This window comes from Marinobacter sp. THAF197a (assembly GCF_009363275.1).
Classification (GTDB): Bacteria; Pseudomonadota; Gammaproteobacteria; order Pseudomonadales; family Oleiphilaceae; genus Marinobacter.
Genome location: NZ_CP045324.1, coordinates 2,673,548 through 2,698,588 on the forward strand (window position 1 = coordinate 2,673,548; position 25,041 = coordinate 2,698,588).

Here is a 25,041-nt window from a genome sequence, read left to right on the forward strand (position 1 = left end):
TAACAGAGCGTTACTTAGTGCAACAAATGATAAGCGAGTGTTATGTTTCAGGGCCTTGGTCAAATCGCCCGGGGCCTGCGTCAAAAATGTGAATCAAGTCTCACTTTAGTCTGACCAGTGGACTCCATGGCTTCACCAGGTACCGGTGTTTTCCATACTGGCCCAGGGCTCCTGCGCCGGCAGTGCATCGCCCTTCTGCAGCAGTTCAATCGAGATATTATCCGGCGTGCGGATAAAGGCCATATGGCCATCCCGAGGCGGGCGATTGATAGTAACGCCGTTGGCCTGCAGCTTTTCGCACAGCGCATAAATGTTGTCCACCCGGAACGCCAGGTGCCCGAAATTCCGGCCGCCGGTGTACTCCTCCGGGTCCCAGTTATGGGTGAGCTCAATCATTGGCGCCTTGTCCTCACGGGCACGGGCTTCGTCTTCCGGGGCCGCCAGGAACACCAGGGTGAAACGGCCCTTCTCACTGTCTTTGCGGGAAATCTCCACCATGCCCAACAGGTCGCAGAAAAAGTGAAGGGTGTCGTCCAGATTGCTGACCCGAATCATCGTGTGCAGGTATTGCATATAGGGCTCCTGTGGTTTCGTGGCTCTCAAACACGCCCAGTTTACGTTATTCTCAGGCCATGACGACAAACGCAGAAACCGAAACCCTGCTCAACCTGCAGATACCAGCCATCCGGCATCTCGCCTGGCTGTGCACGGCACCCCAACTCCTGGCCGCCCCCGTGAGCTTTGAGCCACTGCAGTGGCTGCCCGATGATTACCGCGACAAACTCAAACACTGGGACAAGCACCCAGACACCATGCCAGCAAGACTCGCGGCCACCACCGAGCGCCGCCTTGGCCATTACTTTGAGCGTTTATACGAAGTGCTCCTAGTCGATCTGCTGGGTTGGGAACTGCTGCTGAAGAATCAGCAGATCAAGGCCGGCAACCGAACCATCGGTGAGCTGGATTTTCTGGTGCGGAATCCACACACCCGGTGCGTGGAACACCATGAAATTGCCATCAAATACTATCTGGGCGTCAACGAAGGCCCCGGAATGACCAAGTGGTACGGGCCAAACGCCAAGGACCGCCTGGACCTTAAAGTAGACAGAATGCTCAGCCACCAGAGCCTAATGGCGCAGCGAGTGGAAGCGCAGGCGCTGTTCGCAGATCTGGGGATTTCAGAGCCGATTATTCCGCGAGTGTTTCTGCCGGGGTATCTGTTCTATCCCGGTGATGAGGTGGAACTTCCGGACTATGTGCCGGCGGGCCATAGGCAGGGGCAATGGTGCTATGCCCGGGATTTGGTGAACTCGGATCTGACGGACTGGGTGCCCCTGAAAAAGCCACATTGGATTGGGCCTTGGAGACAGGATGAGCAGCCCGACACTGAGGCGGCGCGGGAGGCGGTGGCGTTTGTGGAGGCTAAGGGCGTGCCGGTGTTGTTCGCGCGGGTGGAGTGGCAGCCTGCGCTTGGGTGTTGGGTTGAGAGGGAGCGGTGGTTTGTGGTGCCGGGGAAGTGGCCTGCGCAATAGCGCCAGGCCAGAGGCCCGTACCCAAGCTGCGACTCCCTCAAATTATTGGCCGCTGCGAGAGCATCAAATAGGCCAAGCCTCGGCCGGGCGTAGTTTGCGGTATTCATCCATCGAAATCTTGCCCAGTTGCGGCGTAAGTTTGCAGCGGCGCTTATCCCACGGATACTCCACCTGGCGCTTCAACCACTCAGCACCCTCGCCTTTTTTCCAGGCTTCCAGATCCAAGTCTCGCCAGAACCGGGGATTACGCCCAATGCGCTCGTCATGCTCCGCAGTGACCGGGTCCAGATGTCGGAACGGCTCCAGCCTTGGCACATTCGGCAAGGGCTGGGAGGTATCCATGTATCGTTGAAGCATGTCCCACAGCGCCATCACCTCGGTTTTCTCTGCTTCGATGTTACTCAGAGAGGTTTTATTGAATTGCTTCTGGGTGTAACGATGTACGAACATCAGCCGGTAAAAGATACCGCCCCGCTGCACTACCCGTTCTACATAGGCATCGAACTCCACAAACGGGGCCTCAAAAGAACGCCCCTTGCCCAGGGCGAACTTTACCTGCCCGGTGACCCTATTGAACTCGCTGCAGCCGTCTCCCAAAGTCTCGTCCAACTTCTTTTCCAGCGTTTTCTCGAAAGGTTTCAGGAGGGCTCCAACAACGTTTGTCATAAGCCAGTTGGTGGTAGGGGGGATGATCCAAAATGAAAAGAATATCCAAGCTGGCACCAATATTAATAATAGCGATATAAACCAATAGGCACTTAAGTCAAGCTGCTTTGGAATGGTAACAAGCCCCCACCCCAATAACGCCAAACCGCCGACTAATACCAGTAGTGCCCACGCAAATGGCAACAACAATACCAAAATCTTAAGCCCCATTTTCTCGTTAAGAAAACGCAAGCGCTGGTGATCCCACCACCAGTGTTCCTTATAAAACTCCGGATCCTCGCGCTCACTGCACTGGACTGTATCAATATCCTCCACGGTTCGGTGGTACGGGTTAAGGTTGGCGTAGGCACCATACGGCTGAAGCTCGTCCCCAACTCGTTCCCGTTTAGCCCGGGTTTCGGGTAGCTCCACCGCCTGATCAGACCGATAGGCGGTCGAACCGTAATTTTGTGTCTCCATCGGCATGGTCATATAGGAACCTTTCCAGCCATCACTGCCTTATACAACACTGGCGGTTTCAGGCCTTTGTTGGCGATAAGTCAGCATATCTACTTTGCCCAGTTGCGGTGTGAGCTTGCACTGCCGGCGGCTCCAGGGGTGTTGCCTTTGGCTCCTCAACAGCTCCGCACCCTTTCCCTTCTGCCAGTCCTCCAGATCCAGGTCTCGCCAGTAGCGGGGGTTACGGCCAGTAGTCTGGTCGTACTTGGCGGTCACCGGGTCCAAGTGGCGAAACGGCTCCAACCGGGGCATGTCTGGCAGGGGCTGGGTGACGTCCATGTAGCGTTGCAGCATGTCCCACAGGGCCAGCACCTCGGTTTTCTCTGCTTCAATGTTACTCAGGGAGGTTTTGTTGAATTGCTTCTGGGTGTAACGATGCACGAACATCAGCCGGTAGAAGATACCGCCCCGCTGGACCACTCGCTCCACGTAGGCATCGAACTCCACAAACGGGGCCTCAAAAGAACGCCCCTTGCCCAAGGCGAACTTTACCTGCCCGGTGACCCGGTTAAACTCGCTGCAGCCATCTTCTAGGGTTTCGTCTAACTTCTTTTCCAGAGTTTTCTCGAAAGGCTTGATAATCAATCCAACGCCATTAATCATCAGCCAATTGGTGGTGGGGGGGATGATCCAAAAAGAAAAGAATATCCATGCTGAACCCAGAATTATAAGTGTTAAAACCACAGCAGTCGCCGGCAAAATAGGTATCAGGAAAGTCCCAATACTCCAACTGATAAGCACCAAGCCACCAATAAGTACCAACAACGCCCAAATGAATGGAACAATCAGTATTAACGCCTTTAATCCGAGCTTCTCATTAAGAAAGCGAAGCCGCTGGTGGTCCCACCACCAGTTTTCCTTATAGAACTCTGGATCGTCCCGTTCACTGCACAGGACCGTATCAATATCCTCCACGGTTCGGTGGTACGGGTTAAGGTTGGCGTAAGCACCATACGGCTGGAGTTCGTCGCCAATTCGCGTTCGTTCTTTTGGCGATTTCGGCAAGGGCCCGATGTCCGTCGCCCTGAACGCCGTGTCGGCCACTCCAGACAGCTGTTTCTGTTCAGTCATCCATGTCACTAAAATCGGCCAAGCCTCCGCCGGTCGTAGTTTTCGGTATTCCTCCATCGAAATCTTGCCCAGCTGCGGCGTAAGTTTGCAACGGCGCTTATCCCACGGATACTCCACCTGGCGCTTCAACCACTCAGCACCTTCGCCTTTTTTCCAGGCTTCCAGATCCAAGTCTCGCCAGAACCGAGGATTACGCCCGACTCGCTGGTCATGTTCCGCCGTGACCGGGTCCAGATGTCGGAACGGCTCCAGCCTTGGCACATCCGGCAAGGGCTGCGAAGGATCCATGTAGCGTTGGAGCATGTCCCACAGCGCCATTACCTCCTCTTTCGATGGCTCGACCCGGCTTAGTGACGTCTGGCTGAATTGTTTGGCGGTATAGCGATGCACGAACATCAGGCGATAAAAGATACCGCCGGCTTCAATGACTCGCTCCACGTAGGCATCGAACTCCTCAAAGGGTGCTGTCAGTTTCTTGCCGCCCGGCATTGCAAAGCTCACTTCACCCGTTTCACGACTGAAGTAGCTTTCTCCGGCTTCGAGGCCTCGGTCCAGGAGCTTACCGAGGAACTTGTCAAAGGGTCTGAGTAGCAGGGCGAAAGCGCCCATCACCCAGGGCATAGTTTTTATGAGGATATATAAAGAAAGAGGTATCCAAATTATCGCCGAACCTAAAACCACTACCATCCGAATTAAATCCATTGCATCCTCCGTCATTATAATCGAAAGGTATACAATAGAAATTCCACCGCCGGCTAAAACCACTCCTCCCCATGTATACGGTATTAGGAGAAGTAATATCGAAAGGCCGATAAACGCTTTTCCATTAAGAAACCGAATCCGACGCACGTCCCACCACCAATCACCAGCGTAAAACGCTTCCGGATATCTCTGGTCCTGATGTTGAACGGCCCCCAAATCCTCACAAACCCGGTAATAGGGCTCAATACCTGCGTAGTCACCAACCGGTTGCAAATCTTGGCCAAGGCGCCGTCTTTTGTTTCGAGGCTCAGGGAGCAACGGGAATTCATCCTTTCTCTCAACTGCTTTCAAGATCGCCCTCGCCCCCTATGACCCCACCATCCCATGAACAGATCCAAGCCAGCCAAAGCTCACTCAACTCGCTCCAAATTGAGTTTGCTATTACTGAGGTTGGACACCAGTACTGTGGAAATCAGAATAAAGGGTATCGCAACAAAATAAGTCGGAAAGCCGGCATCACCAAAGATATTGATCAAGGCCACAATCGCAACGACGGCCGCCCCTATCGTCAACGCAAATACCGAGAGTTTTGCGTTGCGCTCTGAATTTGCGTCAGGCGTGATCTTCAGCATGGCGTCGCATTCGCTGCAGGGGAGTGGTTCCGATCTTCCAAGCTGCGCCAGGTCCTTTTGTGACAGTGCAATGGTGTTGTTACAGGCATTACAGATTGCATCTATAGCCGTGGTCATAATGTCGTCCTTGATAATGATTTAGTCCTTAATCATAGGCTCGATGCCTGCGGCACTCGATCCTCTTCACTGTACACCTCCGCAAATACCTCATAAGGCAATCGCCCTGGGTTTGCTTTCTGCTTCTGGCGTACCTTTTCACTCAGCCGCTTCAGTTCGTCACTCGGTTTTGCCCACTTCGCCTCCGGTAGCGGCTCAGACCAGCGTTGGGCGGCCTCCGGGGTTGCCCGGCGGTTCAAGCGTTTCAGTTTGCGAACTTCCCACTCGGTCAGGTGGTTGGGTAAGGTCCATAGGGTCAACAGGTGGTAGCAGTACCAAAAGAACGGGTAATACCAACTCACCTCACCTTCACGTCGGCGGCGACGCATGCGGTCCCGAGCATTGTAGAAGGTATGGACGCCTTCCCAAGGCGGATCGCCGGGCTTTTGCAGTTCCAGCGGGTCTTGAATCTCTGCCAGGCTGTTCACTTCGTATTCCATGTAAGCGCGCAGCGCTTCCCAGGTGCTTATGGCCAGAGGTAGCCCCGCCGACATCAGCTCAAGTCTTGTGCCTTTGCCAGTCTTCGGATCCGTACCACCAAAGCCGAAGCCGAACTGCCGCTGAACACCATACTGGGTACCCCCCTGGGCCTGAACCACCCAGGCTTGCAACGCTTCCCAAGGCACGATCACAGGTGTATCCGAATCCGACGGCACCAGGCAGACTTCCCGGCGCTGGCGATTGAAGCGGGTGGGCACTACACCCCGGAGTTTGAAGTGAGCTTGCAGGGTAGGGAAAAGGGCTATCAGCAAGATAACGATACCAAATCCAGTTGCGTATTTAAGACCTTCAGAAAAAGCCAGAGCCACAATACCAATAGCATCCAGAATGCCCTCGCCCCAAACCAAACCACCAAAAAAACTAAGTACCGGGAGAGCAATGCATAAGGAGACAACCACAAACATCGGCATGGCCAAAGTTAACTGCCAACCAAACACGTTTGGCGTAAACGCTCCGAGTTCCAGGTATTCATCCGTGACCTCCGCCACAATATGGCTGTGATCAACGGGGGGCAATCCGGTGGGCAACGGAAGTGGCGAAAGATAGGTTACCTTGCCGCTTTTGAACGTTTCCGAGCTTCCGGCTCTGAGTGTCGTTATATCCGCTACTTTCTTCATGCAACTGCCTCAATGGGAACAAGTGGCCAATCGAGTTCCCACCACACCCGGAAAGAGTGGCCTTACACGACACAGGCTGTTTCAGGTCGACTTTGGCGATAGGTGGGCATATCCACACTGCCCAATTGCGGAGTGACTCTGCATTGCCTGCGGCCCCAAGCATACTGCCGCTGGTTTCTCAACAGCTCCGCACCCTTTCCCTTCTGCCAGTCCTCCAGATCCAGGTCTCGCCAGTAGCGGGGGTTACGACCAGTAGTCTGGTCGTACTTGGCGGTCACCGGGTCCAAGTGGCGAAACGGCTCCAACCGGGGCATGTCTGGCAGGGGCTGGGTGACGTCCATGTAGCGTTGCAACATATCCCACAGGGCCAGCACCTCGGTTTTCTCTGCTTCAATGTTGCTCAGGGAGGTTTTGTTGAATTGCTTCTGGGTGTAACGATGCACGAACATCAGCCGGTAGAAGATACCGCCCCGCTGGACTACTCGCTCCACGTAGGCATCGAACTCCACAAACGGGGCCTCAAAAGAACGCCCCTTGCCCAAGGCGAACTTTACCTGCCCGGTGACCCGGTTGAACTCGCTGCAGCCGTCTTCTAGGGTTTCGTCCAACCACTTTTCCAGAGTTTTCTCGAAAGGTTTCAGGAGGGCTCCAACAACGTTTGTCATAAGCCAGTTGGTGGTATGGGGGGTGACTCGGAGCGCGAAAAACCACCATCCAGCCCACGAAGCTAGCAATAAAACAACAAAAATAACCGGTGGTAGATCCCCCCTCAGTTCATTTACAAAAACATATCCAATTCCGAAACTGCCACCAATAAGAAGAGTGAAAATCCAAGTAAATGGGAGCACCAACATCAAAAACTTAAGCCCCATTTTCTCGTTAAGAAAACGTAAGCGCTGGTGATCCCACCACCAGTTCTCCTTATAGAACTCCGGATCCTCGCGCTCACTGTACTGGACCGTATCAATATCCTCCACGGTTCGGTGGTAGGGGTTAAGGTTGGCGTAAGTACCATACGGCTGAAGCTCGTCCCCAAATCGTTCCCGTTTAGCCCTGGTTTCGGGTAGCTCCACCACCTGATCAGATCGATAGGCAGTCGAAGCATATTCTTGTGTCTCTATCGGTATGGTCATACAGAAACTTCCTTAAGGAACCAGTAGGGTACCAATGGCTCGGAATGCGGATTAAAAACACTGCGGGACTTATCCGGTGCCCCGCCATGGCGGGTGTCATTATAGGGTTCGTAATTCTCCATCACAGGCGTTGGAAAGACCACAGGTCCCTGTTCTGTACCAACCACAGCCTGCAATCCAACCCGTATCGTTGTACTGACTTCTTCCTGATATCCAAAACTCTGGAATCTGCTGCTCTGGAGCTCCCGTTTAACCAGAAAACGCACGGCGGATTCATGAGGCAGGGACTGCCTCGCGACAATTTGTGTAAGGGGAGTAGTCGACAACATGACTTCCTGCTCCACTGTGCCAACCGCTACGTTGGAGGTTTCGGTACGGCTGTTCATGTACGCCACTTCCTGTACCACAATCTTGAAAGGCTGGGTTGGCTGGTCTGGACGGCACTCCTGGAGCACCTTCAACCGACTGACCACTGGAGTTTGTAAAGTGATGACATAATCATCCGGCTCTGGCGGATGGTCCGGGTTAGTCAACGCTGGGTCCGGGTCGACATCCCCATATCTTTGCGCGGAAATATTGACGGGGGAAAGTAATGTTAACAACTGCCCGTAATAGGCCAAATCGTCCAGGTTCACCAAGGAGTCCTGCGGGTGCGTCCCTAATGGCCCCTGTTTCAGCACCCTTTCGAAGAGGTCGTCTGTTACACTTCCCGCATACAGTGACCCGCCCAAAGCCACGCTCATTCCGAGGACGGCCCACCCCCAACCCGGAATCGCCAGCAGCCCGCCTATCAATGGTGCTGACAGGAAGATCAAACCACCAGCGACCGCTATTCCATGCCCACTCGCAGCATCAAGATCCCCCCGGGCTAGGCTGATCCTCATATCCCAATAGCTCAACCCAACTGCCACTCCTCCGGCTACGAAACTCGCAAGGCCAACCGTTCTGACAAGGGTGCTTGCTCCTACTGTTGCGAGCCTTTTCCCAATTAGCGGCACCCTCTTCATATCAAAGAGTGGACGACTGGAAACCCTATACAACTTAGACGAACTAGCCTGCTCAATTCCGGCTATTTCATGGATTACGGTGCTTAATTTCATAGACGCCGCCAGCAAATCGACAAAGGCGCCAAAGACCTTTGAAGCAGGCAAAGCGATTGACTGATCAGAACTTATTAATTTAATAAGCGCACGACTCTCCAAAAACACATTAAATACCGCCAATGCCACCAATCCACTAGACACGCCCGGGCCATCCACCACCGCCCCAACACGCTTGGCGAGGTCCACCTTCAATACACTAAGCTTCCTTGCCTCCGGGTGTCCGGCAGGCACCACGTAGACCCAAGTATTGCCAGCGATTTTCTTGATAGCTTCTTCCAGCTCACCAGAGGCACGGGCAGGGCTGGTGGAACCCTGGACCTGTCCAGACCGATCCACAAGATCCGCATAGAGGTAATCATTGGCGCGAGTGAGCAGCCCACCCTGGCTGCGGTCGAAGTCGGTCAGGCCGCGGCGAATGCCGTCACCCTCCACGCCAATAATGGTGTGCTTGGTAGGGTCTACGTCGCCTCGACGCATCAGATCCACCCCCCCCAGACCGGGGTCAGAAAGGATGGCATTGGCAGAAGCGGCCTGCATGATCCTGTGGACCTGGATGGCCTCCACGCTACCGTCTTCCATCAGCCTTCTGCAGGCGGTCAGTACTGAGGCACTCCACTCCCCCAGCACCCCACTTACCAGTGCCCCAACACGCCCTGCATCCTTAACCTCCCCGGCGACTTGCTCGCCAGTGGACTCCTCGTCGTACTGGAACTGTTTCTCAGTATACGCCAGGGCCTGGAGGTTGAGGCGGGCCAGGTGCTGATCGTTAATCTCCGTCTGGTCTCTGGCGAGCGACCGAAGTTGTTCGTAGGGAGATGACTGCGTGCCTTCCTCCCCTGTTGCGGCGGCGATTCCCGGCGACCACTTTGCCAACATTGATTCGTCCGATAGCCACTTTGCCAGAGCGCCAGGGATCCCCTGATCATCATCCACCCCCTGTGCTTTGAGTACCCCTGGGATTTGCTGCAGTACATTCAAGTTGTCCGCGCACAGCAAAAAGGCTTCACAAGCGGCTACATCCGGGCTTTGCAGATAATCGTCGAACACCGAGTTGAATGACGAGCTCTTCATCAATTTCTTCAGGCGGCGCGTCTGGTCTTCTATGTTCCGAACAGCGTGATTCCTTTCGGCCGTTTCCAGAATGTCATCCAGCTGTTCCCGGTTGATAGCGTTCCGGTAGTTCGCAAGGTCTCCACTCTGACCACTCGGCGCCGGGTCGAATACTGCCTGACGGATTAGCATTGCGGAATGGACCAGGGGTTTATCCTTTATAGCAATATCGATGGCATCCAGATAATGCATGGCCAAGTGCAACTGGGCCAAGGCGTGGCGGAACAGGAAAAAAGGGTCCGGGATGGCCACACAAACGACCCCCTTCTGCGAGCGAAGATGCTGCAAAAGATCCGCTCCAGGTGGGCAGGTAAGGTCAAGAATGTTCGCCACCTCACCCTCGTCGCTGTCATCCACCGGCTCTGGTGCAGTAGCATCCAGTGCGAGTTCGAGCGGGTTCTTCATCAATTGTTCAGTGTAAGCAATCGGGTCTTCTACTTCGCTTCGAGAGGCGGCGCGCCGGGCCGACTCCCTCGCCTGCTTTTCGTTGCTCTCTAATAACTTCGAGAGCTTGCTGCATAGTTCTTCTTCACCCGGCCCTTCAAAACTGAGCACGAAGTCGCAGGGATTCTCTATCATCAGTTCAATGCCCAGATCCCTGTGCCTGAGCTCAGGGGCATCCTCAACACGTGATGCAGGAAATCCGGTTTCAAAGCTCAGTGAATCAACCGATGTGACAGCCCAGGCGTGACCCACACCCGTCGTCCTTGCATTACGAGTCGCTGCACTCTCTTCAAGTTTTTGGATGTAGGCCCAATCCCACTGGATTTCACTGTAGGCCACGCGGAAATCGTGCATCACCGCTTGCCCCTGGAGAAACACCGGAACAAGCACATCATCCAACCACTGCCCGGCTGATGGGCGCACCATTCTCAAGTCAGATTCTGGGTCACCAACCTCCGCCCGCACTGCCTGAAGATCAATATCGCTGAATTGGGAGTTCTGACTGATCTCTAATTCTCGCCAGAGCTTGTCTTCGCGGAAAATATAAAGAAAGCCAGGCCGCAACAGTGCTACGCCTTTCCCTTGATAAACGGGGGCATTGGAGCCGCGTCTAACAGGCAAGTTGCTGGCGATCTCTGCCAGGGGCTTAATCCTTACGAGGGTATTATCCTGGTAATCTTCACGCTCGATGTTAGATCTTGCGTGCTTCAGGAGAGGAATCGAGATCGTGCCGCCATCGCGCTTGGGCACAGTCAGCACGAGATCCTTGGGGTCGGTATCGTCGTAATCTGCTGTTCGTAGAATCGAGCGATCCCGGGATTCATCTGAAAAATCCACAGTATCCGTCATACAGTTTCCTCCCCATCAGTCCCTTTAATCGCTTCCACAGAATCTCGCTCAAGATGCCCACCAATCACATCAATGATCAGTTTTCGATCAGAGCCCGGTAACTGATCAAACTCCTCTTGGTCAGGAGAGGCAGATTTGCGCTGGCCGACCATGGCCAGTTCGGGGGGCTGTGGCGTTGCCGCCCCATCTTTGCCAACAAGATTTGGTAGTTCCGGATTAGCAGAACTTTGCCCAGCCCCACTCCCCGGGCTGCCCCCGGAATTTATCTTGATCCCCGGCCCAGCCAAGGTAACCCCGCTCGGGTCCAGCTTGATAAAGCTACCACCACCAGAAATCGTCAGCTCCGCCCCGGCATCCAGCACCACTTTCGCACCGGCTTTGTGATGAACTTCTGTGCCGGCTTCCGAGGCCATGGTGCGGCCGGTCTTCTGGTGGAAACTGCCGGCGATGGTCTGGCTGCAATCGGCGCCGACGGAGGCTCGGCTTTCACCATCGGTGGTGCAGTGGTCTGCCGCTTTCACATGGCTGAACTGGTGGTTGTCCACCGTCAGGTGGCTATCGTTCTTGATGACTTCGGTGCGGTTGTTTTCCGTCAGCAGGTCCAGGTCTTTCTGGGCGTGGACGTAGATCTGTTCCTGGTCCGCTTCGTCTTCAAAGCGCAGTTCGTTGCTGCCCTCACCCTTGTGGGTTTTGGTTTTTAATGTGGTCCGGGTTTTGTGTTCCGGCAGCGCGTAGGGCGGTGTGTTGGTGGCGTGGTAAGTCCTGCCAGTAATAATAGGCTGGTCCGGGTCGCCGTCCAGGAAGCTAACAATCACTTCGTTGCCGATTCTAGGCAAGGCCATGAAACCGTACTGGCCGCCGGCCCAGCCCTGGGCTACGCGTAACCAGGCGCTGGAGTGTTCGTCGTTCTTGGAGTAGCGATCCCACGGGAATCTTACTTTCACCCGGCCGTACTGGTCGCAATGGATCTCTTCACCCTCGGGGCCGGTGACGATGGCCATCTGGGGGCCGTCCATCATGGGTTTATGTTCACACAGAGGCCGCCAGGTTTTGTCGGCCGGGATGGCGGTGAAGTCGTTGTGGTAGCTGGTGGGTTCGCTGCCACCCTCTTCTTCCATGGCCTGGGGCTGTTTGCCGGTGTGGGTGATGGCGGTCAGCAGCCATTCCCGGTTCAGGCTCTGGCTGTCGTGGTCCTGCAGCTCCACTTTGGCGCCGGGGGTGAAGTCCGGGCGGTTGCTTTCGCCCTGGGCCAGGGAGGCGTCGTTTCTCAGGGCGTCCAGTCTGGCCTGGGTGAAGGGCTGGCCACTGGCGTCGGCCTTGTAGCGACCGGGGTAGTCGTAGTGTTGGTAGTCTTCTCGGTGGTTCACACCGCCCGCGCTGTGCTCGTGCATCAGGGCGTAGGCGGGGTTCTTGAAGGTGTAGTCCTTCATGGCCACGGAGGCGGCTTTGATGCGTTCTTCGTAGGCGAAGCTGAACACGCAAGCCTGTTTGCTACTGCCGCCGGCCTGGGTGTTGCAGGGCACCGGGTCCAGCTTGGGGGCGTCGCCATGGTGGTCGGCGATGATCAGGGCCGGTTGTTCTTCGCCATCCACGCTGCCGTGCTGGTAACGGTAGTGCCAGCCTTCTTCGGCGGCCAGTCGTTCAATGAACTGCAGGTCGCTTTCCCGGTGCTGGACGCAGTATTCCCGTTCCTCAGGGGGGCGTTTGAAGTCAAAGACCGTATCAATAATGCCCCGCTCTTCGAGCAAGGTGCGCACGATGGCGTCGGTACTCTGGGTCTGGAAGATGCGGCTGTTGTGCATCAGGCCCAGGCGCCAGGCCGGGGGCTGGATGACCACTTCATAGGCGGTGCGGCGGTGGCCGGTGTTGCCGCGGACGAATTCGTTGACCACACCGGCAAAGCGCCGCAGGGGTTGGCCATCTTGCCAAACAACCAGGTCCACCGGCTGTTCCAGAACGTCAGCAGCGGCCACATCGGGGTCGGTGCTCGCCAGTTCTAACCGGCCATGAAACAAGGAAGACAGCTGTTCGGCCAGCTTAAAGCCAACTACCGAAAAGTGATCTGAGGGGAATTCGCCTACACGGGCGGTGAACTGCAATCCGCTTGCCTGGGGCATGACTTCGGTCCCTGAAGAATAGTGGTTTGTAACTGACTCATCCTGAGCCCGACCGATTATAACCGCACAGTCGTGGATTACAAACCACCGTTCCTTGCGCTACTCCTCAACAAAATCATAATTCCTGATCAGATGGCAGACCGCCGAACACGGTAGGTTTTCATCTCAAGCTGCTCTGCGGTGTCATCCAACCCCACCTGGCCACCAAACTGTTCCAGAAGCCCCTCAAGTACCTCACCCTGTTCTTCGTCACCTCGGTGTCCGAACACAATCGCCAGCGGATTAGGGCAATAGGATTGCTCCCACAACCGATACACCTCATTGCCATAGCTACGGTACCCAGACGTTGTATACCACTTCCAGTTCTCATCCTTACGGCTCACCTGGTTCAGCTTGGCCAGATCCGCTACAGACAATACCGGCCCGGGCGCGTCTTCTTTCTTGAGGTATCCGGCAAGGCTGTCTGCCAGTTTCAGAACCCGGGGTTTCTCGCAACCGTACGATTTGCTGCGGCTGATCACATAGAGATAGTCGCCAGGCTCGTTCGCGCCCTGCTCTTCATTGGTTTCCTTCGAATCGGCGCCGTTTTCAACCTTCGGGCCATGGTCGACCTCTTCGAGGCGAATGGTCTCGATGCCGGAAACATTGAAAGGCAGGGATGACTCCTCCGGTGTTTCAGTCAGGCCGGCCAGAAACTCGTGGATAGACTCCTGATCTGCGCGCCCTCTCCCAGCAACCACATGAGAGGGTACATCCGCGAAAATGGTCACTGTGCTGTAGTCAGAACTGACCACACTGTCCAACAGCGCGGCCTGCTTTAACCGACGTTCCAGATAAGGCCGCTCCGCCTCGCTATATCCGGGTTTGTCCGGAACCATCGGGTAGCTTTGCAGATAACCGTAGGGGCCTTGCAGAAGCAGATAGCTGAAATACCGGTCATCCCATACGGATCTGAGTTCCTTTAACGGTAAACCAGAGTCTGATCGAATCTCCTGAAAAAACTCTCCCATCCCGTTAAAAACGGCGGGGGTCAGCACATCATCCCCGGCGCCCGCTGCGGACAACGCTATCTCAACCCACTCAACCGCCCTGCCTGACTCCTGCCATTGGTAAGAACGACTGCCCGATTCTGCAAGCTGCAATACTGCCGATGTCTCAACCCGCCCCAGTAACGATCTCGCCATCAACTGGCCGGTCGCACCATTCTCAACACCATGGAACCAATACTGATTGTCCTGCCGATACCCAACTCCCTGAATACCCGCCAGCAACAACCGGTTGTTCTCACCCTCAGCGACCCCAGTCAGGGCCCCCAACGGGAGATCAAGCTCCGGATAAAACATCTCTCCGCCCGCAGCGCGCCGGGCCACGATACCCTCACTTCCAACCAGGATAACACTGCCGTCAGACAAAAGGCGCCCACCGAAATAACCCACCTTGCTGGCGCTTTTGATGCTATTCCAGCTCTTTCCGCCGTCAGGGCTCTGCATTACCGTGCCTTCTGCTCCAAAGGCCAGAGCCTCACTACCACCTAAGCCTATTACGCCCAATAGTGGCTTGTGCCCCTCACGAAACACCTGCCAGTCGGCGCCCCACTCCGAACGGGAAAGAATGTCACTGCCATCGGTAACAATCAGTTGATGCCCGCTCTCCAGAATGGCCACTCCGTTGAGGTCTGAGCCGTATGACCTCGCCGCCAGACGCTCCCGCGTCCAGTTTTCACCACCATCAAGCGTCGTGAGAATAAAGCGGTTGGGCCCAACGATAATGCCCTTGCCGTGACTATCGAAAGCCACGTCCATCAGCGCCTGATCAGCATCTATCTGCTGGTCCAGTTGAAGAGATTCCCAGGTGTCGCCCCCATTATCCGTTCGCAACACCGTGCCATCATGGCCAACGGCCCAACCAGTCTGATCAGACACAAAGCTAACCGCAGTCAAAGTGCTATTCACCCCGGAACTGACCACTCGCCAGGAACTACCGTTGTCATCCGAAACCCTAATCGCACCAGATTCACCCACTGCCACGATGCGGGAACCCGCACGATCAAGATCAATGAATACCTGCGAAGGAAACACCTCGGACGTTGCAGCCAGCCTGCTGTCAGACGCACCCCGCTGGTCATCGCCAGACGCATCCGTATTGTCACTGTTACTGCAACCACCCAATACCCCAAGCGCCAGCAGGCCTGCGGCAAACACTCCGATAGAGCGGATTTTCAACATGATACCTTTGTCCTCAAACCGTCCGTGTTCCTGCACAGCCTCAAACCATGCTTTTTCATCAGCGCACCCGCGAAGTCGACAGGGAGTCCAGGGTTATGTCGCCCTCACTGATGAGCGTTCCATTTTCGTAGTGCTTGCGAATCACAGACATACCGCCGTAACCCACTTCAATCCACTCCCCGTGGGGCTCGCCGTCGCGATAGCTGCGTTTCTTCAACATCTGGCCAACGCTGGAGAACTCGTAGTGAACGCCTTCCGGTTTCCCGAGCCGGTAATTGCCCTGGCGTACGATACGCCCGTTTTCGGTCGTTTCCAGATAGTCGCCATCCGGCTCGTCTTTGTAAAAGTTAGCCACCACGCGATGGCCATATCCGTCGCTGAAATCGGCCGGTCCATGTTTCTGTCCATTTTCATAATGGATGACATCTGAGCGCTCTCCGGTCTCGTCAAAGCGCTCGTAACGGCCGTGGCGTTTGCCGGCACGATAGTTCACTTTCTCGGTTATGCCATTGCTCTGTAGCGTTAGCCACGGGCCTGTTTTCAGGCCATTCTCGTAACGCCCTTCTTCGCGGGCACCACCACTGCCCTCCCGGAGGGAATCGCCATGTTTTTCCCCGTCCTTGTAGTGTTCCCGCACCAGGGTCGACCATTGCCGGGTCAGGAGCAGACCCTGTAGCCCTTTGTCATCCTGCTCCCGCCGGGCGATGAGCTCACCACTCTCGCTGTATTCTTCCTCAAGCTGCCAATCACCCACCTTGTGTTTAAGCTTGACCAGCCGCTCACCGTCGCCATATTGCTCATCCCGGGACTCAACAAGCCGGCCGTTGTCATCCAGAACGCGCATCACCTTGCGAGACAGACTACCGTCCATTCGGTAGTAAAGATCTTCACCCACCGGCTGAGACCGGAACTTACTGGCAATATACACACGCTTGGGTGTGCCGTCGGGGTAGTAGGTTTTCTGCAAACCCAGCCGGTTACCCTCGTGGTAATGCTCCTCACTGGCCAGAATTCCATCTCGATAGGTTTCCAGCACCCCCTGATATTTGCCATCCAAGAAGGTGGCTTTCCGGATCAGGTGGCCCTGTTCATCCAGCTCCCGGTAATTCCCTTCCCTGGCACCATTCACGTAGTGGGCCTCTTTGGTCAGCTGCCCATCTTTATACTCGGCATAATCGCCATGGCGCCGATAATTCCGGATGGAATAGCGACGGGTTACCCGGCCTGCCTCGTCATATTCGGTGTAGTCTCCATCGGCGATGCCGCCGCCATAATAATCAAGCGAGCGCTCAAGCTGGCCGTTCGGGTGATAAGCCTTGTAGGTACCGTGAAGCACCGGGTAATTGTTGCCGCAGTCGCAGATCTGGTCACGAACCACGTAACTGGCCTGCACTGAAACCTGCCCATCAGCGTAATATTCCACCACATCACCCAACAGGTCCTTGCGGTTAAAATCCGGCGTGGGTGAGAGGCCTTCCAGCGCAACCTGGCCGTCAGCGTAGAAGAGTTTGACCTGATAAAACTCATCCACCTTGGGAAGTGGCAGCTCAAGGTAACTCGCCTTCCGGTGCCAGGGATTGGCAGGGTCGTAGTAATCGCCATTTTCAGCAAACCATACCCGTTGGTCGGCTTGCACAATCAGCGGCATACAGAGCAATACAATAAACAACAGCTTTCTGGTCATGGTCTCATCCTGAGTTATTGACCGGTTGAATCAAGGCAGTGGCGGGAACTGCACAGACACCTGCCTGGCCTCCCGCTCCATACTCACGGGGTAACGGACCTCAGCGATTTCGCCCCAGAAACGGAGATCCATGCCATCACCATCCCAACCTTCCGAAGGGTTCCCTGAGTAGGCAGGAGACAGGGGCTCCAGAACTTTACCGTCCCGGTTGTAGGCGATCAAAGGCAGCTCTCTTAGATTGAATCGCTGCTGGATCTGCTTGAGAGTCTGGTGTTGGGACTTGCTCAGCCTCAGGGTGCTGGGATCTACCCGGAATAACTGACCGCTATCAGGAACGGTCCCCCTGTGCAGCACTACCTTGGTTATTCAGTCAACATTGACGTCAATCTCAAGGTCGTAGAAATATTTCAGGCCATGCTCGGTAACCAACTCACGGCCGGGCTGATCGTTATAGGCGCCGGATGCAAACAGTAGTTGCGACGTTCCATAGCTTTGCTCGGCAGAAAAACGGACAGGGCTGCCCTGGTACATTGGTTCGCCAGCCACAGAAATGTCGCAGCGCCCGGCGCCCTCACCAGGAACCACGGCACTGAGCCTGTTCTGACGAACGCCTTCGAGTACCACCTCATCCAACTCAAATGATGAAAACTCCAGCACCGGCTCCCGGTACTGCTCCAGAGTTCGCTCACCAACCACCGGCCCGCCATCTAACGTGGGGAGCGCGTTCGGGGCTACAAACGTACGCTGCTCCACCTCACGGTCGTACACATAAACCTGAACGCCTTCAATGGGCTGGCCACCCTCTGCCCCCAACTCATAGATCCAGTCACCGTAGCGCTCTTCCATAGGGGAGGTTATGAGTGTGTCGGTGGCTGAATGCGCAAATTGCTCGGCCCTGGCCCAGTGATCACCCTCATCCGAGGTTTCCAGAAAGGCATTCCGCAGAGGTTCAATCGCCGTATGAGTCAGCCGCAGGCTGAACGTCGGCAGAAAGTCGCCTTCGGCATTCACAGGAAAGGCGCCAATCAACGGAAAGCTGGTGGGTAGCGCCCCCCCGGGCTCATGGGCCCGAACCAGGAGCCCATCGGGATCCCAACTTTCAACAGAAAGCGTCAGCCCAAGGCTCTCGATGTGGCGGGATGGGGTTTCCGGCGTCAGCACAAAGCTGTGCAGCTCTCCGGGCACGATAACCGTGGCATCCACCTCCACCGAGGCAATCGCATCCAACTGATCGCGCGTTAACTCACTGGCGATAAACGGCACACGGCGATGGTCTGCGCTGTCAATCGAATACAGAGTGTAACGCGGATCACGCGGTACCGAATCGATCACTGGTTCACCCTCGGCATTCAGCAGCCGGACGGCACTCGCAGGCTCAAACTCAACGGCTGCGAAATGATAATGCTCAATCTGGAAATCCAGACCCAGGCGACCATCAACTTCCTCATTGCCGAACCAGAGCAGCGACCTCTCCAACTGTTCAAAGGATTCTTCGGGCGTGGCCAGGCCAAACGGCGGCAGGTAATAGGTTTCGAACTCCGGATCGGTGGTATCGACAACCCGGCTATCCAGCGCCCCCAGTGCCCGGTACCATGCTTGCCCCGCCTTGAATCGCGGCTCTATACCGGTCTGGGTCAACGTCATCGTGCTTTTCAACGCCAGGTGCTGGTCGGCGTATTCAAATACCCCACTGATTCGCGCAGCAGCGCGCCTCGGCCACCCGGTCAGGCGCTCAAGCTCCATAAAGCCCTCGATTTCAACGGCAGCAGAGTCAGTGGCTCCCTCCGTTGTCACCGAACGGAACTTCAAAGAAACGGTGTCGTCATTCACATGGCTGATTTCGTATTGCACCGCTGGCAGCGACTGACCGCCCATATCGCGTGCCGGCACCTGCCAGCTCACGCCTACTCGGGGCTTACCCGAAGGAAAAGCTGGCTGGTAGGTGTGCATCACGCTGAGATCGCGGCTCAGCATATCCCGAACGGGTTCAGGCAACCGGGAATCTTCCGTGAGCTCGGCCAGGGCGGCGTCATTCACGTAATTGGTTTCAAGTACCTGACCATCGCTGGCAACCCGTTCAACAATCCCGGCCTTGAGCAATGCCGCCATAGACTGCAGCCGGTCACTGTATTCCGGAATCTGCTCGGTATCGAGACCGAGTCGATCCTGCTCCCAAAGCTGGGTATGCAAAGAGCGGGATTGCAACTCAACCACATCGTTGTCTACCGCCAGTACGTCACTGCGCAGCAGGCTTTCCATTCGGACACGAGTCGGCTCCCTGCGAAACCCGCTGGGCGTTTGCAGTTCGGCGGTTTGTTCGAGAATAAAATGGCGGCTGTCGCCCGGCTCGGGCTTAAAGGCAAGGCTGTCGCCGGTGAACCAGAACATTCCGGCCAAACCTAACGACAGTAACAAAGCTACTGCGACGAACATCCTCATCGTCTCTGTCCCCTCCGTGGGTCATCAGTCAGTCAATGCGGCGGGATTATAGGGGCTGCCTCCACAGAACTCAATGCAACAGGCTCGCAATGGGGTCAGACCCCAAGACATTTCACCCCATCAAATGTTCTGGGGTCTGACCCCAACTTAGTTGGAGAGCCAGACGCTTTGGTAGGGTTTTAGGGTGATGACTCCGGCGAGGTCGTCGATGGCCATACCGGAAAGCAAATCGGTCCACTGGTCGGTGCCGATGAGGTTGATGTCGGTGAGGGCCACTTGCTGCACTTCGTCGCTTATGTTGTGGATGCAGAAGATGGATTGTTCCCGGCGCATGCTCTGGCGCCAGAAGCCGAACAGCTGCAGGCCCAGGTGCAGGGTGAACTGGGTGGCATTGGGGTGGAAGGCGGGTTGGGCGCGGCGGATGGCGATCAGGCGTTTGAGTTCAGTGAAGGCTTTGCTGTGGTGGCTGAGTGGGTCCGCCAGGGCGGCTTCCACGGTATCCAGCTGCCACTGGCCTCGGTTAATAGAGCGGAAGCGGCCGGTGTGTTCTACCCGGGCGTGGTCGTTTTCCGTGGCCAGCAGGCTGTGAATATAGAACGCGGGAATACCTTCCAGCGCCAGCATGATGGTGTGGGCACACAGGAATCGCTGTAACTGCCAGTGGTCTGCGCCACCCTCGGCGGTGCCTTTGAGGGCATCCCACAAGGCAATGTTCATTTCGTAGGGCTGGTCCCGGCCGTCGGCGGTGCGCCGGTAGGATACCTTGCCGCCAAAGGATTCCATGGTGTTGATCAGTCGCTGCTTTTCGTCCTCGTCCAACAGGCCGTCAGTGGGCCGCAAGCCAACGCCGTCGTGGGAGGCAATGAAGTTCAGGTAGGTGGTGCCCATCTGCGCCGGCGGCATGCTCATCAGCCAGGTTTTCAGGTGCCGGCAATTGCCGGTGACCAGGGTATTGATCAGCAGTGGCGGTAACGAGAAGTTGTAGATTGCATGGGCTTCGTTGGCGTTGCCGAAATAAGTCAGGTTCTCCCGGTTGGGCACGTTGGTTTCGGTGATCACCACCGCATCTGGCGTGTGGTGCTCAATCAGCAGGCGCAGAATCTTGATCAGCTCGTGGGTCTGCTGCAGGTGAATGCAGGGCGTGCCCGGTTCTTTCCACAAGAACGCCACCGCATCCAGCCGGAAGATCCTGACCCCACGCTCCAGGTAATAGTGGATAATCCGGGCAAACTCGATCAGCACTTCCGGGTTGGCGAAATTCAGGTCCACCTGGTCTTCGCTGAAGGTACACCACACATGGCGCTCACCGTCATCGGTCTGCACCGGCGTCAGCAATGGCGAGGTGCGGGGCCGCACCACCATGCTTAAATCGTCTTTCGGGTTGCCCTCAAAGAAGTAATCCTTGCCCGGTCCCACGCGCTTGCGAAAGTTCTCGAACCAGCGGCTGCGGGCCGACATGTGGTTGATCACCAGGTCTGCCATCAGTTTGTAGTCCGCGGCGATGGCCTCGATGTCTTCCCAGCCACCGTGAGACTCGTTCACCGCCAGGTAATCCATCACCGAGAAGCCGTCGTCCGAGCTGTAGGGAAAAAACGGCAGGATATGCACAGCGCTGATGGCATCCCGCAGGCTGTCATCCAGAAACCGCTTCAAAGTCACCAATGGCTTCTCACCTGGCTGCTGAACGGTATCGGCGTAGGTGATCAGGACAATGTCCGATGGGTCCCAATGGTTCTGGTGCGCCGGCGGGGCCTCGGCATCGGGCGCCAGTGCCATCGCATCCATCAACTGCTCTGCCACAAAGGCACAGTCCACCGCCGGGTAGACCACTTCCAGCATGGCCACCAGTTTGCTGTTCAGGGTCTGGCTCATGGCCGGAACTCCTGGTTATCCAGTTCCACCGCTTCCAGCAACTGCTCCCGGATATCCGGAATGGCACTGGTTACCCGGTTCCAGCTCGGGATGAACGGCGTGTCCATGGGATTGTCTAGGAAATAGGCGCCGGCGCGCATCACGTTCTGGGCGAACAGCTCCACCGCCTTCTCTTCCTTGTGACGATCGAAACTCAGGCCGTTAATGATGGCGTCGTTCTGGTAGGTCTCCACAAAATCCAGGGCAATACGGAAGTAGCTGGCCTTGATGGTGCGGAACTTCTCGTTGGAGAAAATCTCACCGTTAGTGGCCAGCTTTCGGAACAGCGCCTTCGAAATATCCACACTCATCTTGGACAGGCCACGGCTGGCGTCTTCCGGCGACAGCTCCTGATGCTTGTGGTCATAAACATCCGCCACATCCACCTGACACAGGCGGTTGGTGGCGTAGTTGCGCTTCATTTCAGACAGTACGCCGATTTCCAGACCCCAGTCGCTGGGAATGCGCAGGTCGTTGATCACATCGGTGCGGAAAGAGAACTCGCCCGCCAGCGGGTAGCGGTAGCTGTCCAGGTAATCCAGAAAATCGTTCGGCCCACACACTTTTTTGAGGGCGCGAATCAGGGGCGTGACCAGCAGGCGGCTGACCCGGCCATTCATGCTGCCGTCCGCCACCCGGGCATAATAGCCTTTGCAGAACATGTAGTTAAAACCGGGGTTGGCCACCGGGTAGATCAGGCGCGCGAGCAAATCCCGGGAATAGGTCAGGATGTCGCAATCATGCAGGGCCACGGATTTACTCACACCCGAGGCCAGCACGTAGCCAAAGCAATACCACACATTGCGGCCCTTCCCCATCTCCGTGGGTGCCAGGCCCTGCTCCCGCAATTTCATATCCAGTGCCCGCAACCGGGGGCCATCGTTCCAGAGCACCTTGAACGGCTGCGGCAGCTCGGAAAAATACTCCAGAGCATGGCGGTACTGGGCTTCATCGGCACGGTCCAAACCGATCACAATCTCATCCAAATACGGAACCTTGGTCAGCTCCTGGACGATGTTTTTAAGCGCAGGCCCTTCCAGCTCCGAGTACAAAGACGGCAACACCAAAGACATAGGCCGGGCTTTACGGAAGCTCATCAGGTCCGCTTCAACATCCTCCACGGGGCGTCGCACAAGGTTGTGCAGGGTGGTGATAATGCCATTCTGGTAAAAGTCGCCCATGGCGGCTCCTCCTTTACTGGTAGCCGTACTCGAATAGCAAGTTGAGCACGCATTCATTCCAACCCTCCGGGCCGGGCTTGAGGGAGCGCACGGCGTGCCGGGACGACGGCAACTGAACCTGGTCACTGTTCACCCCGCGAATCACCACCGGTACGTCGGCGGCCTCCAGCATGCACTGGTCGTTGGGACTATCGCCCAGAGCGATGCTCACAATGGGTGCTTCGCCATAGTGCTCCTGATAACGCTTCAGCAAGAACCGGGCCCCCTCGGCTTTATCAAACGCCCCCATGGCATGCCAAAACCGCCCTCCCTGCACCAACCGCAAACCTTCAAGCTCAAGCGCCGCGCGGAATTGCGCCAGCTCTTCCCCGGTGCCATCCCACAACAAAGGCACCGTCGCCAGCCGCTGTTTGGCGCGGGTCGCTTCCGCCACCGACAACCGGGTTAGAGCCGCCACCTCCGCTGCAGACAGGTCATCGAAGCTCCGAAACCGTGCACCTGATTTTCTTTGCACCAAAAGAGTGCAGACAACCTCCTCATAAGATCTGCCAACATGGACTACTTCTTCCTCGGCATTGCCCAGACAGCCGGCAGGGATCACCACCGCCGCGCCGTTTTCAGCGATAAACGGCGCCCGCAAGCCCATCATGTTTTGCAACTCACCAATCTCCGCCGCAGTTTTGCTGGAATTGAAAATCAACGGAATGCCATTGGCCCCCAATCGCGCCATCGCCGGCTTCGCCGCCCGCCAGCTATAGCTGTCGTGATCCAGCAAGGTGCCATCCAGATCCGTAAAAACAATCAACCGTGGTTGCATTTCCCCACCCCGCTCTGCAATGTAACTGGGGTCAGACCCCAAGACATTTGATGCGGTGAAATGTTCTGGGGTCTGACCCCAAATTAGATTCAAGAACCAGGCCAGACTATGAGCACGAATGCTTTCAAGGTGGAACACCGTTATCTGGAATTGCCGGACAGCTTTTATACGCGGGTGAAGCCGACGCCTTTGTCGCAGCCGGCTATGGTGTGCTTTAACCACAAATTGGCAGAGCAGATGGGGTTTCATGTTCAGGATGAAGCTGAGTGGGCCAGTGTGGGTGCCGGGGCGGAACTGCTGGAAGGCATGGACCCGGTAGCGATGAAGTACACCGGGCACCAGTTTGGTGTGTACAACCCGGAACTGGGCGATGGCCGGGGCTTGTTACTGTGGGAAACCGTGGCGCCAGACGGCACCCGCTGGGACTGGCACCTGAAGGGGGCAGGCACCACGCCCTACTCCCGCTTTGGCGATGGCCGGGCGGTGCTGCGCTCCACCATTCGCGAATACCTGTGCTCGGAAGCCATGCACGGTCTTGGCATTCCGACCACCCGCGCCCTGTTTATGATCAGCGCGAAAGACCCGGTGCGCCGGGAATCCATCGAAACCGCCGCTGCGCTGATGCGAGTGGCGCAAAGTCATATCCGTTTCGGCCACTTCGAATTCGCCGCCCACCATGAAGGCCCCGAGGCACTGAAAACCCTGCTGGAACACGTGATCACCCTGCACTTCCCGCACCTGATCAGCTTACCGGAAGAACAGCGCTATCAACGCTGGTTTGAAGAGGTGGTCGAGCGCACCGCCCGGCTGATCGCTGACTGGCAGGCGGTGGGCTTCTGCCACGGCGTGATGAACAGCGACAACATGTCCATCATCGGCGACACCTTCGACTACGGCCCCTACGCCTTCCTGGACGATTTCGACGCCGGCTTCATCTGCAACCACACTGACGAGGGCGGCCGTTACGCCTACAACCGGCAGCCGCAGACTGGCTTTGTGAACTGCCAGTACCTGGCCAACGCCCTGCTGCCAATCCTGGATGAGGACCACGTGCGCCGTGGACTGCGCCGGTACGAAACCACCTACAACGAACATTTCAAAAACAACATGAGGGCGAAACTGGGGCTGGAGGAAACCGACGACTCAGACATGAGCCTGATTATGGACACCTTCAGCATGCTGCACGAACACCGGGTAGACTACACACGCTTTTTCCGGGGCATCTCCAACCTGCACCGCCACGGCAACGCCCCGGTGCGGGATCTGTTTGCAGACCGAAGCGTGGCCGACGAATGGCTCGAACGCTACGAGGCCCGCCTGCAAACCGAAACCCGCGCCCACGACGAACGGGAATACGCCATGCGCCAGGTGAACCCCAAATACATCCTGCGCAACTACCTGGCCCAGCAAGTCATCATGGAAGCCCAGAACGGCGACTGCGCGCCCCTGAAAGCGCTACTAAAGGTACTGGAGCACCCGTTCGACGACCAACCCGAGCACGAACACTACGCGACCTTACCGCCAGACTGGGGCAAACACCTCAACATCAGCTGCTCCTCCTGAAGTTGGGGTCAGACCCCAGAACATTTGGTGGGGTGAAATGTCTTGGGGTCTGACCCCAATTTGGCTCGGCGGGTCATTAAAGCTCGCTCA

At 56.4% G+C, this 25,041-nt stretch carries 17 protein-coding genes; 2 read left to right on the plus strand and 15 right to left on the minus strand.

Annotated elements, in window-relative coordinates; genetic code table 11:
* Window positions 1-132: 132 nt before the first annotated feature.
* On the minus strand, window positions 133-573 hold the full coding sequence (locus FIV08_RS12450; RefSeq protein ID WP_044384638.1) for a VOC family protein: 441 nt from the start codon (window positions 571-573) through the stop codon (window positions 133-135).
* Between the two features lie 59 nt (window positions 574-632).
* On the opposite strand from FIV08_RS12450, the gene FIV08_RS12455 reads away from it, so the two are divergent.
* Entirely contained in the window at window positions 633-1,532 is a 900-nt protein-coding gene (locus FIV08_RS12455) for a DUF1853 family protein (protein WP_152438537.1), read from the plus strand.
* 63 nt (window positions 1,533-1,595) lie between these two features.
* Here FIV08_RS12455 and FIV08_RS12460 read toward each other — a convergent pair whose 3' ends face one another.
* From FIV08_RS12460 to FIV08_RS12530, 14 genes are all read right to left on the minus strand, one after another.
* Window positions 1,596-2,669, minus strand: a complete 1,074-nt coding sequence (locus FIV08_RS12460) for a hypothetical protein (protein ID WP_152438538.1) — start codon at window positions 2,667-2,669, stop codon at window positions 1,596-1,598.
* A gap of 27 nt (window positions 2,670-2,696) precedes the next feature.
* A complete protein-coding gene (locus FIV08_RS19760) occupies window positions 2,697-4,820 on the minus strand; it encodes a hypothetical protein (RefSeq protein WP_216646147.1) in 2,124 nt (707 codons plus the stop codon).
* A 59-nt stretch (window positions 4,821-4,879) separates the two neighbouring features.
* Entirely contained in the window at window positions 4,880-5,218 is a 339-nt protein-coding gene (locus FIV08_RS12475) for a hypothetical protein (protein ID WP_152438539.1), read from the minus strand.
* A 32-nt stretch (window positions 5,219-5,250) separates the two neighbouring features.
* Window positions 5,251-6,375: a hypothetical protein gene (locus FIV08_RS19830; protein WP_152438540.1), complete on the minus strand. Its 1,125-nt coding sequence runs from the start codon at window positions 6,373-6,375 to the stop codon at window positions 5,251-5,253.
* A gap of 62 nt (window positions 6,376-6,437) precedes the next feature.
* Window positions 6,438-7,508 carry a hypothetical protein gene (locus tag FIV08_RS12485; protein ID WP_152438541.1) on the minus strand — a complete coding sequence of 357 codons (1,071 nt, stop codon included), beginning with the start codon at window positions 7,506-7,508 and terminating at the stop codon, window positions 6,438-6,440.
* On the minus strand, window positions 7,505-11,014 hold the full coding sequence (locus FIV08_RS12490; RefSeq protein WP_152438542.1) for a toxin VasX: 3,510 nt from the start codon (window positions 11,012-11,014) through the stop codon (window positions 7,505-7,507). The genes FIV08_RS12485 and FIV08_RS12490 overlap by 4 nt, the downstream gene beginning before the upstream one ends.
* Window positions 11,011-13,131, minus strand: coding sequence for a type VI secretion system Vgr family protein (locus FIV08_RS12495; RefSeq protein WP_228715413.1), 2,121 nt, complete (start codon window positions 13,129-13,131; stop codon window positions 11,011-11,013). Before FIV08_RS12495 ends, FIV08_RS12490 begins: the two co-directional genes overlap by 4 nt.
* Window positions 13,132-13,259: 128 nt before the next feature.
* Window positions 13,260-15,356 carry a YCF48-related protein gene (locus FIV08_RS12500; RefSeq protein ID WP_152438543.1) on the minus strand — a complete coding sequence of 699 codons (2,097 nt, stop codon included), beginning with the start codon at window positions 15,354-15,356 and terminating at the stop codon, window positions 13,260-13,262.
* A gap of 58 nt (window positions 15,357-15,414) precedes the next feature.
* Window positions 15,415-17,040, minus strand: a complete 1,626-nt coding sequence (locus FIV08_RS12505; RefSeq protein WP_152438544.1) for a toxin-antitoxin system YwqK family antitoxin — start codon at window positions 17,038-17,040, stop codon at window positions 15,415-15,417.
* Between the two features lie 30 nt (window positions 17,041-17,070).
* Entirely contained in the window at window positions 17,071-17,394 is a 324-nt protein-coding gene (locus FIV08_RS12510; RefSeq protein WP_152438545.1) for a hypothetical protein, read from the minus strand.
* Between the two features lie 12 nt (window positions 17,395-17,406).
* Entirely contained in the window at window positions 17,407-19,428 is a 2,022-nt protein-coding gene (locus tag FIV08_RS12515; protein ID WP_152438546.1) for a hypothetical protein, read from the minus strand.
* 198 nt (window positions 19,429-19,626) lie between these two features.
* A complete protein-coding gene (locus FIV08_RS12520; protein WP_152438547.1) occupies window positions 19,627-21,351 on the minus strand; it encodes a sugar phosphorylase in 1,725 nt (574 codons plus the stop codon).
* Window positions 21,348-22,571, minus strand: a complete 1,224-nt coding sequence (locus FIV08_RS12525; protein WP_152438548.1) for a glycosyl transferase — start codon at window positions 22,569-22,571, stop codon at window positions 21,348-21,350. Before FIV08_RS12525 ends, FIV08_RS12520 begins: the two co-directional genes overlap by 4 nt.
* Window positions 22,572-22,584: 13 nt before the next feature.
* Window positions 22,585-23,388: an HAD-IIB family hydrolase gene (locus tag FIV08_RS12530; protein ID WP_152438549.1), complete on the minus strand. Its 804-nt coding sequence runs from the start codon at window positions 23,386-23,388 to the stop codon at window positions 22,585-22,587.
* A gap of 108 nt (window positions 23,389-23,496) precedes the next feature.
* On the opposite strand from FIV08_RS12530, the gene FIV08_RS12535 reads away from it, so the two are divergent.
* On the plus strand, window positions 23,497-24,951 hold the full coding sequence (locus FIV08_RS12535) for a protein adenylyltransferase SelO (RefSeq protein ID WP_152438550.1): 1,455 nt from the start codon (window positions 23,497-23,499) through the stop codon (window positions 24,949-24,951).
* The last annotated feature ends 90 nt before the right edge of the window (window positions 24,952-25,041 follow it).